A 13,914-nucleotide genomic window follows, 5' to 3' on the forward strand; every position below is an offset into this window, starting at 1 on the left:
GAGATCCTTTCTTAAACGTGGAGCAGAAGATGTTCGCGCTCCCACGGGCTGATGACGGTCATGAACTCCTGGTGCTCGAGGTCCTTGATGGCCGCATACACGTCGATGAAGCGCTCGCCCAGCACCGTGCGCAGCTTGTCTTCCGCGCGCAGCAGTTGCAGAGCCTCGGGCAAGCCTTGCGGCAATTCGAACTTCATGTCGTAGGCGCTGCCCACCATCATCGGCGTCGCTTCCAGCTGCTCCGTCATGCCCAGGTAGCCGCAGGCCAAAGTGACGGCCAGGGCCAGGTAGGGATTCGCATCGGCGCCGATGATGCGGTTTTCCACGCGGCGGTCCTGCACGCCCGATTCGGGCACGCGGAAGCCCACCGTGCGGTTGTCCAGGCCCCACTGGATGTTGATCGGCGCGGCCGTGTGGCGCACGATGCGGCGGTAGGAATTCACATAGGGCGCGACGATAGCCATGGCCGACGGCATGTAGCGCTGCAAGCCCGCGATGTAATGCTTGAAGATGGGCGCGGCCGAGCCGTCCTCATTGCTGAAGATATTCAAGCCCGTCTTCGCGTCGACGACGCTCTGATGCACGTGCATGGCGGACCCCGGCTCGCCCGCCATGGGCTTGGCCATGAAGGTGGCATACATATCGTGTTTCAGGGCCGCTTCGCGCAGGGTGCGCTTGAAGAAGAAGACCTTGTCTGCCAGGCCCAGAGGATCGCCGTGCAGGAAGTTGATTTCCATCTGCCCCGCGCCGATTTCGTGGATCAGGGTGTCGACGTCAAGGTTCATCAGTTCGCAGTAATCGTAGATATCCTCGAACAGGGGATCGAACTCGTTGACGGCATCGATGCTGTACACCTGGCGGCTCGTCTCGGCCCGGCCGCTGCGCCCGATGGGCGGTTTCAATGGCAAGTCCGGGTCCGTGTTTTTCGCCGTCAGGTAGAACTCCAGCTCGGGCGCCACGACAGGTTTCCAGCCCTTGTCCGCATACAGTTTCAGCACACGCCGCAGCACGGAGCGTGGGGCGAAATCGACCAGCGCGCCGTCGGAAAAATAGCAGTCGTGGATGACTTGCGCGGTGGGGTCCGTGGCCCACGGCACCATGGTGATGGTGGTGGGATCGGCCTTCAAAATCATGTCGCGGTCGGTGCTGGAAATGGCGCGGTCGTAGCCGCCATCGTCGACCGGATAATTGCCCGTCACCGTCATGCCCAGTACCGCTTCCGGGATGCGCATGCCGCGCTCCTGGGTGAATTTCCCGCGCGGCAGGATCTTCCCCCGCGCCACGCCCGTCAAGTCGGGGACCAGGCATTCAATTTCCGTGACGCGCTTTTCATTGAGCCACAAATCCATGTCCGTATAAGTGAAATTTTCGCGTATTGCCATGTTTCCCTCTCGCTGGTCTTGATCAAACGCCGCGTGCTACGCGTGCGGCGCGCCGGTCATTCTTTCTTTCGGTGCTGCTGTTCCTGGTAATCGCGGCATGCCTGGCCGAAGGCGCCAAACAGGCGCATGGACTGCGGGTTGTCTTCCACCTGCCACTCGGGGTGCCATTGCACGGCCAGGGCAAAGCCGGCGGCGCTGGCCACGCTATACGCCTCCACCAGGCCGTCGTCGGCCAGCGCTTCCACCAGCAAGCCATCGGCCAGCCGGGCGATGCCCTGGCCATGCAGGGAATTGACCATCATCTCGCTCTCGCCGCCCAAGAGGCGCGACAGCAGGCCGTCGGGCATCAGCTTGATGCGGTGCGCGGGCCCGTACTGGCGCTCCAAAGGATCGAGCACGTTCTCGCGGTGGTCCTGCATGCCCGGCACCGCATGCACGGCCTGGTGCAGGCTGCCGCCCAGGGCCACATTGACTTCCTGGAAGCCGCGGCAAATGGCGAGCAAGGGCAGCTGGCGCGCCAGCGCGACGCGGATCAGGGGCAAGGTGGTGGCGTCGCGCGCGGAGTCTTGCGGCAGGTCGGGATGCAGGATGTCTTCGCCATACAGGCGCGCATCGACGTTCGAAGCGGAGCCGGTCAGCATGACGCCGTCGGCGATGTGCAGTGCCGCTTCCAGGTCCGCGTCCGCGCCCAGGGCGGGCAGCAGCAGCGGCATGCTGCCGGCGCCGTGCAGCACGGCGTGCAGGTATTTGTCCTGCGCCATGTGCCAGGCGTGGCTGCCAAGCTGGCGCTGGCAGGCGGGAACGAGAACGATGGGACGGCGCATAGAGCTACCTCGCTGGCGTGACGATCCAATGACAACGCCATGACAGCGCTGCCGCTCGCTTCACTGTACAGCAGAGCCGCAGGCAGCGGCCACACCGATGGGCATGGCCATCGATGGCACACATCGCCTACACTACGGCTTTGCAATATTGCTCTTGATAAAATCATCATATGCCCGTCCGGCGCCAAACACCAGCGCCGCAGGCAAAGTCCCTTACTTTCCCATGCATCCACACCGTTTTTCAGCCTTTTCAGGCACCTTTTTCACCCCGAGGGGGCGGCCATGAAGCACATGCCATGGCGCGACTTCTTCGCCCTCGTGGTCAGCATCGGCGTGGTGGGCCTGGGCCTGGGCGCCACCATGCCGCTCACCGCATTGACCCTGCACCAGCGCGGCGTGGGCACGGACATCATCGGCATGATCACGGCCGTCAGCGCCCTCGGCATCCTGGCCGCATCGCCATTCGTTTCGCGCTGGGTGGGGCGTTTCGGCGCGCGCGCCACCATGCTGGGCGCCGTGTGGGTGGCGTCGCTGGCGACGATCGCCATGCAGTGCACCGACCACCTGCTGGCGTGGAGCGTGCTGCGCTTCCTGTTCGGCGGCGCCATGGGCGTGCTGTTTACCATCGGCGAGGCGTGGGTCAACCGGCTGGCGCCCGACAATTCGCGGGGCCGCGTAGTGGCCATGTACACCACCAGTTTTACGTTTTTCCAGCTGATCGGCCCCGCCCTCGTGGCGCTGTTCAACGACAAGATTTCGTGGAGCTTCGCCGCCTGCGGCCTGCTGTTCTTGCTGGCCGTGCCGGGCCTGATGCTGATCTCGAACAGCGGCCCGGAAAGGGAGCCGGAAGAACATGGCGTGAAGTGGACCCTGATCCTGCCGCGCATGCCGATGATCGTGCTGGGCGCCGCCTTCTTCGCCCTGTTCGATACCCTGGCATTGAGCCTGCTGCCGCTGTACGCGATGGAGCACGGCATCGGCACCGACCTGGCCCTGCTGTCGGCCACCGTGGTGCTGGTGGGCGACACGGGCCTGCAATTCGCGCTGGGATGGATGGCCGACCGCTACGGCCGCGCCAAAGTCCACGCGGGCTGCGGCGTGGCCGTCTGCCTGCTGCTGCCGCTGCTGCCGTTTGCCGTCGGCACGCCGTGGCTGTGGTGGACCTTGCTGCTGTTGCTGGGCGCGGCGGCGGGCGGCATCTACATGCTGGCGCTGGTGGCCTGCGGCGAACGGTTTACGGGCCTGTCGCTGACCAGCGCCAGCGCCATCGTCAACGCCACCTGGGGCGTGACAAGTGGCGGCGGCCCCCTGCTGACGGGCGTCCTGATGCAATCGGTGGGCGTGAACGCCCTGCCGGCCGTGATGTGGGTATGCGCCGCCATTTTCGTCGGCAGCGCCGTGTGGGAACGCAGGAAGGGGATCGTTTAACCCGCTACTTTTTTTCCAGCCGCTGCCGCAGTTCCTCGGCCACCGGATAGTCGGGATAGGCCTGCCGGAACGCCGTCCACTCCTCGCGCGCCAGTGCGTCCTCGCCGGCCTTGAGCAGGGCGTCGATCTTCACCAGCCACACGCCAGCGTCGAGTTTTGCGGCCGGCGGCAACGGCGCGGAGCGAGCCGCGACGGGCGCGGGCATGGCCAGCGCGCGCTGCACGGGTGCCTGGCGCTGCAGGCTGGACTCGGCCTGCATGGCCGCTTGCTGCTCCATCGCCTCGCTCATCGCCGTGGCAGGCGCCGGTGGCGGCGGCGGTGCTGGCGGCGCCGGTGGGGCAACTGCTACCGCCTGCGGCGTGGGAAACGAGGCTGGCGCCGGCGGCGCTGGCTTGGCTGCCATTTTGGCCATGGCGCGCGGCGCTGGCGCAGCTGCGGTCGATTCGGCAGCCTGCGGCACTGGCGCCGCTGCCGGCACCACCTCCTGCGTGACCGGTTCCCCCACCACAGGAAATTGCGCTGGCTTCGAGCCGAACCAGTCCACGCCGATCAGGTTCACGGTCAGCAGCACGGCTGCGGCCAATCCCAGCGGAACGCGCCAGCGCTGCAGGTAATCCGGCGATTTCTTGGCCGGCAAGGTGCGCAGCACGCCATCGGCGCTGTCGTTCGCGGCTGCCGGCTGCTGCAAGGCTTTTTCCGCATCCGCCAGAATGGCCGCATCGAGCGCGCTGGAAGGCGCGGGCTGCGGCAGGCTGGCCAGCAGCGCGTTCAACTCCTCGTCAATCGGTGCGTCGTTCGGTTTGTCGTTATTTTGATCGTGCGTATTCATGCCTGTCCTCCCGCGCCAGCGGCGCTGTCCAAGCCCGCGCGCAATTTCTGCATGGCGTAGCGCAGCCGGCTCTTGACGGTTTCCGCTTCCGCCCCCGTCACGACGGCGATCTCGAGAATGCTCATGCCGCTGAACTGCTGCAGCACCAGCGCTTCCTTCTGCTCGGCCGGCAACGCGGCGATGGCCGCATGCAGCAACGCATGCTGCTGTTTCTGCTCCAGCGATTGCGGCGGCGATGCGTCCTCGTCCGCCAGTTCGCCCGCAGCGTCGATTTCCTGTCCTTCCCGCTGGCGCAGCAGGTCGATCAGGCGGTTGCGCGCGATCTGGTACAGATAGGTGCGGAACGCCGCCTGCGGCTGGTAGCCGGCGCGCGCCGCATGCAGGCTGGCCCACGCATCCTGCACGATCTCGTCCACCCACGCGCGGCGCGGCGAACGCCAGGCCACGAAGCGGTACAGGCCCTGGCTGTGGCGCCGGTACAGTTCGCGAAACGACGGCAGGTCGCCGGCGCCGTAGCGCAGCATCAGGTCTTCATCCGTCGCGGTCATCAGGGTGTCGGGCATGCGGACCAGTGTAGCCGAACTACGCGGCAGCGGCAATTTCACTACGCCGTCAACGTGCAGTGGGTGCATAGCTGATGCGGCGCACTTCGCGTATCTGTCCATCACTGAGCGCCCCTTCCACCAGTTCATAGCCGAGCAAAGCGAAGACCCGGCCCTGCAGGAACAGGGGCCGCGCATTGCCATACCAGTCCACGCAGGACGCGCGGCAGCCGTCGTCCGGCGCCTGGCCCGGCCGCGCGGCCAGCGCACCCAGTTCCGTCAAAGTCAAACCGCTGTTGCGCAAGTAGAGTACGGAGGCGGCTGGCTTGTTGAGCCCGGGCCGCTCATCCACGCCCAGGATGGGCAAGCCGATCACGCCCTCACCGGCCGCTTGCGGCTTGTAGAAAAAGCCGTGGCTGCGCGACTCGCCCTGCGCCGCGTCGGCGCGGATGTAGCGCGTGGCAATCGCCGCCTGCGCCCCCAGGCCGATGGTGCTGAAGTGCAGATCCCTGCCCTGCGCGCCGATCACCACGGCGTCATTGCCCAGCGCCTCGATGCGCTCCACGCCGTGCGGCAGGGACAAGGCTTGCACATTGCCCGCATCGGCCCAGCGCACGGCGTACAGGGGCTGGCGCGGCCAGGCCTGGTCCGCCTTGCGGCGTCCCGGATTGCCCGGATTGCCGTACAACAGATAGGACCCCACATAGCGGTTCTGCAAGCCGTAGCCGCCGCCACCGGGCAGCGCCTTGTAGCTGCTGGCGGGCGCGCTGTCGCGGCCATCGGAAAACGACGCCAAGGGTACGCGCAGCAAGGCCATGTCGCCCCGCCCTCTTGCACCATCCCACATGGCGTCGCCCTGGCCCTCGGCACGCAGCAGCACGTTCAGGTGGCCGTCAGCGCTTTCCAGGAACGAGAGCTGGTCGACGGGCGCGCCGGCCACCTTCAGGGCGCTGGGCGCGCTGCCGTCGAGGGGAATGCGGAACACGCCCGAGTCACTGCCGCGCCGCGTCGTCCACACGAAAACGGATTCGCCCGACACATAAAATACGCGGCCCTGCGGCCCCATCACGGCCGTCGCTTCGCAGCGCATGTCGCGCTGCGCCAGGTCGCACACGGTGACCGTATGCAGGGTCAGGCCGAAGCCCGTTTCAGGTTCTTCATCGGTACGGTAGATGCGCGTGGCCGGGGCGATGCGCTTGAAGTCGGACGGCACGGCGTCAGGACGCCAGCGGCGCAGCGCGGGGAAGCCGCCGAACGGGTCGCCCCGGCGCAAGTTCAGCGACAGGGGCGAATAGAACACCAGTTTGCCGCCGACCAGGCGGCTCGCGTAATTGCGCGACGAGTAATAATCGTTGGAGCGCAAGTGATAGGTGGAACGGTAGGCCAGCTTGCCGTCCCCATTGACGTCGAACAGGCCGATCTCCGTGCCGCCACGGCTGTAGCTGTAGCCGATCACCACGACCGTGTCGCCATCGATCAGCATTTCGTCATACCAGCTGCCGGAAGGATCGCTGCCCGGCGCGAACGCGTCGAGCGAGGACACGGGCTGCAGGGCATTGCCCCCCACCGCCACCGTAAACAGCTTGCCGCGCCGGAGCATCACCAGGTGCTTGCCATGCAGCTTGACGATGCCGCCTTCGTCCACGCCCGCCGTCTGCACATTGGTGACGGATTCCGCCGCTTCTGCCGATGGCGCGGGGGCAGCCTTGGCCGCCATCGGCGCGGGAGGGGCGGGAGGAGCGGGTGGAGCCGACATGGACTGCGCCGTGGCGCGCTGCAGTTTCTGCTGCTCCCGCAGCAAGGCCGCCTGGCGCGCCTGCAGCTGCTGCAGGTAGCTGCTCAAGGCCTGCTCGCTGGCGAACGGCGCCAGGGTCTTGCGCGGCGCCGTGCCGGCGGCGTGGCTGCCTGCCGACAGCAGCAGGGACAGTGTCAATGTGATCTTGAGGGCGCTGGACATCGCTTCTTCTCCGGTTGGCTGGGGTGTCCAACATGAAACGCGGCAGCGCAGAAAAAGGGGTTAAATACGCGTGAAAATAATCACGCAGCGTTTTACCTTATTCAAAACCCCGTATGCGGTCGCCATTGAAATTCGGCAGCCGCCACTCGAAGTGCAGTGCCAGGAAGCGGAACAGGAAACCGGCGCCGATGGACGCCAGCTGCGCCACGGAGCTGTCGACCTTGAAGTACAGCAGGCCCACGTACAGGCTGCCCGTGAACAGCGCCACGGTGGCATACACTTCGCGCTGCAGCACGAGGGGAATCTGGTTGCACAGGATATCGCGCAGCAGGCCGCCAAAGACACCCGTGATCATCCCCGCCAGCACGACGATGGCCGGATGCATCTTGGCCGACATGGCGATGTCGCAGCCGATCACGCAAAACGCCACCAGGCCCAGTCCGTCGACCAGCAGGAAGATGGCGCGCAGATGGTGCAGATAGCGAGCGACGAAGGCCGTGACAATGGCCGCGCCGATGGTAAACAGCAGGTACTCGGGATGCGCGATCCAGCCCAGCGGATAGTGCCCCAGCAGCACGTCGCGCACGGTACCGCCGCCGAGTGCCGTGACGGTGCCGATCATGCAGATGCCGAACAAGTCCATGCCGCGCCGCATGCCCATGATGGCGCCGGACATCGCTTCGGCGACGATCGCCACCAGGTAAATCGTATATAGCAGCATGGTCTTACTCTTCCGAAAATGATTTGAGAATTTGTTCGCGTTCGCGCGCTTCGCTCAGGGTGCGCGCTTCGTTCGTGCCCGTGCTCGAGCCGCCATCGCCGGCGTCACCGTGCGCCATGCGCGTATCCGCATCGCCGCTGCCGCAGCCGACGCTGCTGTGGATAAAGGCAAAGTTATCCTTCAGGCAGTCGCCAGCCAGGTATTCGGCATACACGTAATCGCCGTCGAGCAGGGCCAGGCCAGGCGGTTCGGCCAGCACCTGCTCGCGGCGGCCCTGCACGGCCACCTGCATGTAGTCGCGCCAGACGGGCAGCGCCAAAGTCCCCCCCGTGGCATTGCCCAGGCTTTTCGGCTGGTCGTAGCCGAGCCAGACGACGGAGACGAGGCCGGACGAGTAGCCGGCGAACCAGGCGTCGTAGGCGTTATTCGACGTGCCCGTCTTGCCGGCAGCGTCGCCGCGTCCCAGCGCCAGCGCGCCGCGGCCCGTGCCGCTCTTGACGACGTCGCGCAGCATGCTATCCATGACGTAGGCATTGCGCGTGGAGATGACTTGGGTGCCCGGCGCCGGCGCATCCTTGGCGCGTGGCGCCGCATCGCTGAACAGCACTTCGCCGCTGCGGCTGCGCACTTCCTTGATCAGTTTCGGCGGCATCTGCATGCCGCCATTGGCGAATACGGCATACGACTGCGCCAGCTGCAGCGGCGTGACGGCGCCCGCGCCCAGCGCCAGCGGCAGGGAGACGGGATTGCGCGCGCCCTCGAAGCCGAAGCGCGTGGCGTAGTGCTGCACGTAGCCGGGGCCGGCCGCCTGCATCAGGCTCACAGCCACCAGGTTTTTCGAGCGCACGAGACCACGCCGCACGCTGATGAAGCCTTCATAGTTGTTGCCGTAATTGCGCGGACGCCATGGCCGTGCGCCCGTTTCCTGCGGCAGCAGCAAGCGCTGCGTGTCATCGACGGCCGTGCCCGGAAAATAGCCCTTTTCCAGCGCCGCCGAATACACGAAGGGCTTGAAGCTGGAACCGGGCTGGCGGTAGGCCTGCATGGCGTGGTTGTAGTGGTTGCGGTAAAAATCAAAGCCGCCCGCCATGGCGACGATCTCGCCGCTGTGCGCCTCGACGGAAATGAGCGCGCCTTCCATCTCGGGCAGCTGGCTCACCAGCCAGCCCTTTTTCGCCGCGTCGCGCACCACGCGGATCACGCTGCCCTCGGCGATGGCGCGCTTGCCATCCCACTGCAGCTTGCCACCCAGGCGCGCTTCCGATGCCGTCAGCACGATCTCGTCGCCATTGCGCAGCTGCGCCATCACCTGGCGCTTGCCGGCGGTATCGACCTTGCGCACGAGGGCGGCGCGCAATTCTCCACTGTCCGGGTAGGCGGCCAGCTGGCGCGCCACGCTGTCTTCGGAGGCGGCCAGGCGCGCTTCCGGGCCACGGTAGCCACGGCGCGCCTGCGCATTCAACAGCCCATTGCGCAGCGACTTGTCGGCTGCCCGCTGCGGCGCCATGCGGATGGTCGTCGTCACGTCCAGGCCCATGCTGTAGGCGCCTTCGGGATAGCTTTGCAGGATCAGCTGGCGCGCTTCCTCGACCGCATATGCGGCCGCATGCACGGAGCTGTTGCGGTCCTTGTTCAGGGCCAGTTTTTCCGCCACGGCCGCGTCGTATTCGGCCGGCGTGATGTAGCCGAGTTCGCGCATGCGCTGCAGGATGTAATGCTGGCGCACGGTGGCGCGCTGGGGATTGGCGACGGGGTTGTAGGCCGACGGGGCCTTCGGCAAGCCGGCCAGCATGGCCGCCTCCGCGATGCTGACGTCGGCCAGCGGCTTGTCGAAATAAATGTTCGAGGCGGCGGAAAAACCGTAGGAACGCTCGCCCAGATAAATCTGGTTCATATACAGTTCCAGCAGCTTGTCCTTGCCGTAGTGCTGTTCCAGCTTGTAGGCGAGCAGCATCTCCGTCAGCTTGCGCTGCACGGTCTTTTCGCGCGACAGGAAGAAGTCGCGCGCCACTTGCATGGTGATGGTGCTGGCGCCCTGCGCATGGTGGCCCGTGACGACGTTGGCCAGGGTGGCGCGCGTCAAGCCATAGAAATCGACGGCGCCATGCTCGTAGAAACGCGCATCCTCGATGGCCAGCAAGGCCTGGCGCATGCGCAGGGGGATTTCCTTGAGGGGCAGGAATTCGCGGCGCTCTTCGCCGTATTCGGCCAGCAGCTCGCCTTCGCTCGAGAAAATACGCAGCGGCAGTGCGGGCTTGTACTGGGCCAGGTGCTCGACGGCCGGCAAATCCTGCCACGCCTGGCGCAGCCACCAGCCGCCCGCCAGCGCGGCGGCCATGCCCAGGCCCAGGGTCAATCCCAGGCCGAATTTCAGATTGCGCGCCAGCTTAGACTGGGGCTTGCGGGTGCTGCTGTCGTTCGCTTGTGCTTCCATGGTGGTATTCCTTGCTGCCAGGAGGCCGTACGCTGGCGCGCGGCACTCCATCAAAGAGGCATTGTGCACTGCAACATCCTCATCCTTATGAAAAGTAAGTATTATTTAGTATTGATAAATTTTTCTTATGCAGGCGATGACCATGGATCTCAATCCCAAACATACGGAAGCATTCCGCGCCGTCGTCGAAACGGGCAGTTTCGAACAGGCGGCGCTGCGGCTGCACCTGACCTCCCCCGCCATTTCCCAGCGGGTGCGGGCGCTGGAAAGCCAGCTGGGCAATTCGCTGATCGTGCGCAGCCGTCCCGCGCGCGCCACGCGCATGGGCCAGCGGCTGATGCAGTATCTGAAACGGGCCAAGCTGCTGGAAGCGGACTTGCAGGCGGAACTGGCAGTGCAGCAGGATGCGCCGCTGACCCTGGTGCTGGCGCTGAATGCCGATTCGATGGGCACCTGGTTTTTCCCGGCCCTGTCCGAGGTGCTGATACGCGAGCGCGTGCTGCTGGACCTGACCGTGGAAGACCAGGATCACACCTACACCTTGCTGGAAACGGGCATGGCGATCGGCTGCATCAGCACGGAGCCAAAACCCATGCGCGGCTGCACGGCCGAGCCGCTGGGCGTGATGCGCTACTGGCTGGTGGCCACGCCCGCGTTCCGCCAGCAGTGGTTTGCGCACGGGCTGACGCGCAAGGCGGCGCGCACGGCGCCCGTCGTCGCGTACACGCGCAAGGACACCCTGCAATCGTCGTTCCTGCAAGAAGCGCTGGGGCTGCCAGAAGGGGCCTACCCCTGCCATTACGTGCCGGGCGCCACCTCGCACTTCAACGCCATCCGCTACGGCCTCGGCTACGGCATGGTGCCCGAGTTGCTGCTGAAAGCGAATACGGATGGCGAACTGGTGGAAATGCTCACGCCCAAGACGCCGGCCGACGTGGCCCTGTACTGGCACACGTGGAAGGTGCAGTCGCCGCGCATGGAGCAGCTGTCGCGGCAAATCATCGCGGCGGCGCGCAGCATGCTGAAATAATTATCGTGACAACTACCGTTGCATGCCCCAGCGTTTCAAGGTGACGCGCTCCAGGCTGCGAAAACCGATGTTTTCCACCAGCAAGCCGATGACGATGACGGCCGCCAGACCGGCAAACACCTTGTCCGTGTACAGCTCGTTGCGGTTCTGGAAGATGTACCAGCCCAGGCCGCCCTGCCCCGACGTCGTGCCGAACACCAGCTCGGCCGCGATCAGGGTGCGCCAGGCAAACGCCCAGCCTATCTTCAAGCCCGAGACGATGGAAGGCAAGGCGCCCGGCACGAGGATGTGAAGCACCAGGCGCAAGCCGTTCAAGCCATAGTTGCGGCCCGCCATGCGCAGGGTCTCGGGCACGCCCTGGAAGCCCGCGTATGTGTTCAGGGCCAGCGGCCACATCACGGAATGGACGATGACGAAGATCAGGCTGGCGCGCCCCAGGCCGAACCACAGCAAGGCCAGCGGCAGCAGGGCGATCGCCGGCAAGGGATTCAACATGGCCGTCAGGGTTTCCAGCAGGTCGCGCCCGATGCGGCTCGACACGGCCAGCAAGGTCAGCACGAAGGCGGCCAGCACGCCCACCGCATAGCCTTGCAGCAAGACGACGAGGGAGGCGGCTGTTCGCGTAAGCAATTCACCGCTGGCGATGCCGCCGATAAACGCCTGCGCCGTCTGCAAAAAACTGGGCAGCAATAAATCGTTCTGCGTCCAGCGCGCCGCGCCTTCCCACAGCAGGGCCAGGCTGAGCAAAATGAGCGCCTTGCGCCACAGCGCGTGCTGGCTCACACGCTGCCAGCGCGACAGCGTCCGTTCGACGGTGACGCCGGCTGGTGGCGGCGCCGCATAGACGAATTCCTGGCGGATCGGTGGTTCCAGCAGCGCGCTCATACGGCTTCCCGCTGCGCGGTAACTGATTGCGGAACGGGAGCTACTTCCTCATCGAACAGCAAGCCGTGGATGCGGCTGCTGGCAGCCTGGAATTCCACACTGCCCGCGCTGTGCAAGCCGAACTGGTGACTGTTCAATTCGGCACGCACCCGGCCCGGATGGGGCGACAGCAGCAAGATGCGGTTGCCCACGACCAGCGCTTCCTCGATCGAATGCGTAACGAACACGAGGGTAAAGCGCAGCTCTTCCCACAGGCGGCTCAGTTCTTCCTGCATCTTGCGCCGCGTCAGCGCATCGAGGGCGGCGAACGGCTCGTCCATCAGCAGTACTTCCGGCTGCATGGCCAGGGCGCGGGCGATGGCGACCCGCTGCTTCATACCGCCCGACAAGGTGTGCGGATGGGCGTCCTCGAAGCCGGCCAAGCCCACCTTGGCGATCCAGTGATGGGCGCGCTCGCGGGCCGCCTGCTTGTCCAGCCGCTTGCTGGACAGCAAGGGGAACATGACGTTTTCCAGCACGGTTTTCCAGGGCGGCAACTGGTCGAACTCCTGGAACACGACGACACGGTCCGGCCCCGGTTTATGAATGGGCTGGCCCTGCATGGCGATGCTGCCCGCGCGCGGCGCGATGAAGCCGGCCACGGCTTTCAGCAGTGACGACTTGCCGCAGCCCGATGGTCCCAGCAGCACGAAACGGTCGCCGCGAAGCACGTCGAAACTGACGTCATGCGTGGCGCGCACGGTGCGCTGCTCGGTGCGGTATTCCAGGCTGACATGTTTGACGCTGAGTAATGGCTGTAGCGCAACGGGAGGACGGACCAGATGAAAAGCGGGCGCGTTCATGTCAGCCTCCTTGCGTGATGGCGGGATCGTCAAAGAAATAATCGCGCCAGCTATCGGGCAGATTGCGGATGGCGCTCACGCGGTGCAGGAATTGCGCCAGGCCATAGGTGTTTTGCGGCGCGATCTTGAATTGCACTTGCGGGTTGGCAAAGATTTTCAGCAGCAGATTGCGGTCCACCTTGCTTTTATTCACCTTGATATAGATGTCGGCCGCGCCTTGCGGGTTGCTGCTCGCATACTGCGCCGCTTCCGCCAGGGCGGCGATGAAGGCGCGGTAGGTTTTCGGATTGTCCTTGCGGTACTTTTCCGTCGCATACAGCAAGGTCGACGAGCTGGGTCCGCCCTGCACGTCGTACGAGTTCAGGATGATGTGCGCGTTCGGGTTTTGCGCCAGCTCCTGTTCCTGGAATGGCGAATTGCCGAAGTGCCCGCTGAGCTCCGTGCCGCCGGCGATGATGGCTGCGGCCGCATCCGGGTGCGGCAGGGTTTGCGTGATCTTGTCGAGGCGGGCAAATTCCTTGTCGCCCCACTGTTTCGCCACGGCCATTTGCAAGATGCGCGCCTGCACGGAAACGGAGACGGCCGGCAAGGCGATGCGGTCCTTGTCCGTCAAGTCCACCAGGGTTTTTACCTTGGGATTATTGCTGACCAGGTAATAGGGGAAATTGCCCAGGGACGCCACGCCGCGCACGTTCTGCCGGCCTTTCGTACGGTCCCAGATGGTCAAGAGCGGCCCGAGGCCAGCCCCGGCGATATCGATATTGCCGGACAACAAAGCATCATTGATGGCCGGGCCGCCGGACAAGGTAATCCACTCGACTTTCACATCAACGCCCTGCTGCTTGCCATGCTTTTCAATCAGCTTTTGTTCCTGCGCAATATTAAGCAGCAAGAAGGTGATGCCATGCTGGCCCGCGATGCGGATCTGCCCTTCTGCCCGGGCCATGGGCATGGCCATGCACAGCACGGCAATGGTGGCAAGCAGGCGGCGGGTAAAAGTCAAGATCGGCAACATGGACACTCCTTGGTCAACTACGTTC

The 13,914-nt window shown here is 65.2% G+C and carries 12 protein-coding genes; 2 read left to right on the plus strand and 10 right to left on the minus strand.

Annotation, left to right across the window (positions count from 1 at the left end):
* Positions 1 to 11 precede the first annotated feature (11 nt).
* The gene (locus OPV09_RS27050) at positions 12 to 1,382 is read right to left on the minus strand and encodes a glutamine synthetase family protein (protein WP_099376355.1); all 1,371 of its coding nucleotides are present in this window, start codon (positions 1,380 to 1,382) and stop codon (positions 12 to 14) included.
* 56 nt (positions 1,383 to 1,438) lie between these two features.
* Positions 1,439 to 2,206: a gamma-glutamyl-gamma-aminobutyrate hydrolase family protein gene (locus OPV09_RS27055; RefSeq protein WP_034746016.1), complete on the minus strand. Its 768-nt coding sequence runs from the start codon at positions 2,204 to 2,206 to the stop codon at positions 1,439 to 1,441.
* Positions 2,207 to 2,488: 282 nt separating this feature from the next.
* Between OPV09_RS27055 and OPV09_RS27060 the strand changes: the two genes are divergently transcribed.
* A complete protein-coding gene (locus OPV09_RS27060) occupies positions 2,489 to 3,634 on the plus strand; it encodes an MFS transporter (RefSeq protein WP_034746015.1) in 1,146 nt (381 codons plus the stop codon).
* A gap of 4 nt (positions 3,635 to 3,638) precedes the next feature.
* Here OPV09_RS27060 and OPV09_RS27065 read toward each other — a convergent pair whose 3' ends face one another.
* The 5 genes from OPV09_RS27065 to OPV09_RS27085 form a co-directional block, all read right to left on the minus strand.
* Positions 3,639 to 4,463, minus strand: coding sequence for a hypothetical protein (locus tag OPV09_RS27065; RefSeq protein ID WP_338679914.1), 825 nt, complete (start codon positions 4,461 to 4,463; stop codon positions 3,639 to 3,641).
* Entirely contained in the window at positions 4,460 to 5,011 is a 552-nt protein-coding gene (locus tag OPV09_RS27070) for a sigma-70 family RNA polymerase sigma factor (protein WP_338679915.1), read from the minus strand. Before OPV09_RS27070 ends, OPV09_RS27065 begins: the two co-directional genes overlap by 4 nt.
* A gap of 64 nt (positions 5,012 to 5,075) precedes the next feature.
* Entirely contained in the window at positions 5,076 to 6,962 is a 1,887-nt protein-coding gene (locus OPV09_RS27075) for a beta-propeller domain-containing protein (RefSeq protein ID WP_338679916.1), read from the minus strand.
* A gap of 97 nt (positions 6,963 to 7,059) precedes the next feature.
* Positions 7,060 to 7,683, minus strand: coding sequence for a trimeric intracellular cation channel family protein (locus OPV09_RS27080; protein WP_034746006.1), 624 nt, complete (start codon positions 7,681 to 7,683; stop codon positions 7,060 to 7,062).
* A 4-nt stretch (positions 7,684 to 7,687) separates the two neighbouring features.
* Positions 7,688 to 10,117 (minus strand): PBP1A family penicillin-binding protein, encoded by a 2,430-nt coding sequence (locus OPV09_RS27085; RefSeq protein ID WP_338679917.1) that lies wholly within the window; start codon positions 10,115 to 10,117, stop codon positions 7,688 to 7,690.
* 136 nt (positions 10,118 to 10,253) lie between these two features.
* On the opposite strand from OPV09_RS27085, the gene OPV09_RS27090 reads away from it, so the two are divergent.
* Positions 10,254 to 11,147, plus strand: a complete 894-nt coding sequence (locus OPV09_RS27090) for an HTH-type transcriptional regulator ArgP (protein WP_338679918.1) — start codon at positions 10,254 to 10,256, stop codon at positions 11,145 to 11,147.
* Between the two features lie 12 nt (positions 11,148 to 11,159).
* Here the strand turns inward: OPV09_RS27090 and OPV09_RS27095 are convergent, their stop codons facing one another.
* The 3 genes from OPV09_RS27095 to OPV09_RS27105 are packed head-to-tail and all read right to left on the minus strand — an operon-like array spanning position 11,160 to position 13,889.
* Complete coding sequence (locus OPV09_RS27095) at positions 11,160 to 12,032, minus strand: ABC transporter permease (RefSeq protein WP_338679919.1); 873 nt, start codon at positions 12,030 to 12,032, stop codon at positions 11,160 to 11,162.
* Positions 12,029 to 12,874, minus strand: coding sequence for an ABC transporter ATP-binding protein (locus OPV09_RS27100; RefSeq protein ID WP_338679921.1), 846 nt, complete (start codon positions 12,872 to 12,874; stop codon positions 12,029 to 12,031). Before OPV09_RS27100 ends, OPV09_RS27095 begins: the two co-directional genes overlap by 4 nt.
* Before the next feature lies 1 nt (position 12,875).
* Entirely contained in the window at positions 12,876 to 13,889 is a 1,014-nt protein-coding gene (locus tag OPV09_RS27105; protein ID WP_425324013.1) for an ABC transporter substrate-binding protein, read from the minus strand.
* Positions 13,890 to 13,914 lie beyond the last annotated feature (25 nt).

The sequence above is a fragment of the Janthinobacterium sp. TB1-E2 genome (assembly GCF_036885605.1).
Lineage (GTDB): Bacteria > Pseudomonadota > Gammaproteobacteria > Burkholderiales > Burkholderiaceae_D > Janthinobacterium > Janthinobacterium aestuarii.

What these genes read in the sequence shown, in the direction of transcription:
- OPV09_RS27050 (WP_099376355.1), bottom strand. Translation starts at nt 1,382, where the DNA reads ATGGCAATACGCGAAAATTTCACTTATACGGACATGGATTTGTGGCTC.
- OPV09_RS27055 (WP_034746016.1), bottom strand. Translation starts at nt 2,206, where the DNA reads ATGCGCCGTCCCATCGTTCTCGTTCCCGCCTGCCAGCGCCAGCTTGGC.
- OPV09_RS27060 (WP_034746015.1), top strand. Translation starts at nt 2,489, where the DNA reads ATGAAGCACATGCCATGGCGCGACTTCTTCGCCCTCGTGGTCAGCATC.
- OPV09_RS27065 (WP_338679914.1), bottom strand. Translation starts at nt 4,463, where the DNA reads ATGAATACGCACGATCAAAATAACGACAAACCGAACGACGCACCGATT.
- OPV09_RS27070 (WP_338679915.1), bottom strand. Translation starts at nt 5,011, where the DNA reads ATGACCGCGACGGATGAAGACCTGATGCTGCGCTACGGCGCCGGCGAC.
- OPV09_RS27075 (WP_338679916.1), bottom strand. Translation starts at nt 6,962, where the DNA reads ATGTCCAGCGCCCTCAAGATCACATTGACACTGTCCCTGCTGCTGTCG.
- OPV09_RS27080 (WP_034746006.1), bottom strand. Translation starts at nt 7,683, where the DNA reads ATGCTGCTATATACGATTTACCTGGTGGCGATCGTCGCCGAAGCGATG.
- OPV09_RS27085 (WP_338679917.1), bottom strand. Translation starts at nt 10,117, where the DNA reads ATGGAAGCACAAGCGAACGACAGCAGCACCCGCAAGCCCCAGTCTAAG.
- OPV09_RS27090 (WP_338679918.1), top strand. Translation starts at nt 10,254, where the DNA reads ATGACCATGGATCTCAATCCCAAACATACGGAAGCATTCCGCGCCGTC.
- OPV09_RS27095 (WP_338679919.1), bottom strand. Translation starts at nt 12,032, where the DNA reads ATGAGCGCGCTGCTGGAACCACCGATCCGCCAGGAATTCGTCTATGCG.
- OPV09_RS27100 (WP_338679921.1), bottom strand. Translation starts at nt 12,874, where the DNA reads ATGAACGCGCCCGCTTTTCATCTGGTCCGTCCTCCCGTTGCGCTACAG.
- OPV09_RS27105 (WP_425324013.1), bottom strand. Translation starts at nt 13,889, where the DNA reads ATGTTGCCGATCTTGACTTTTACCCGCCGCCTGCTTGCCACCATTGCC.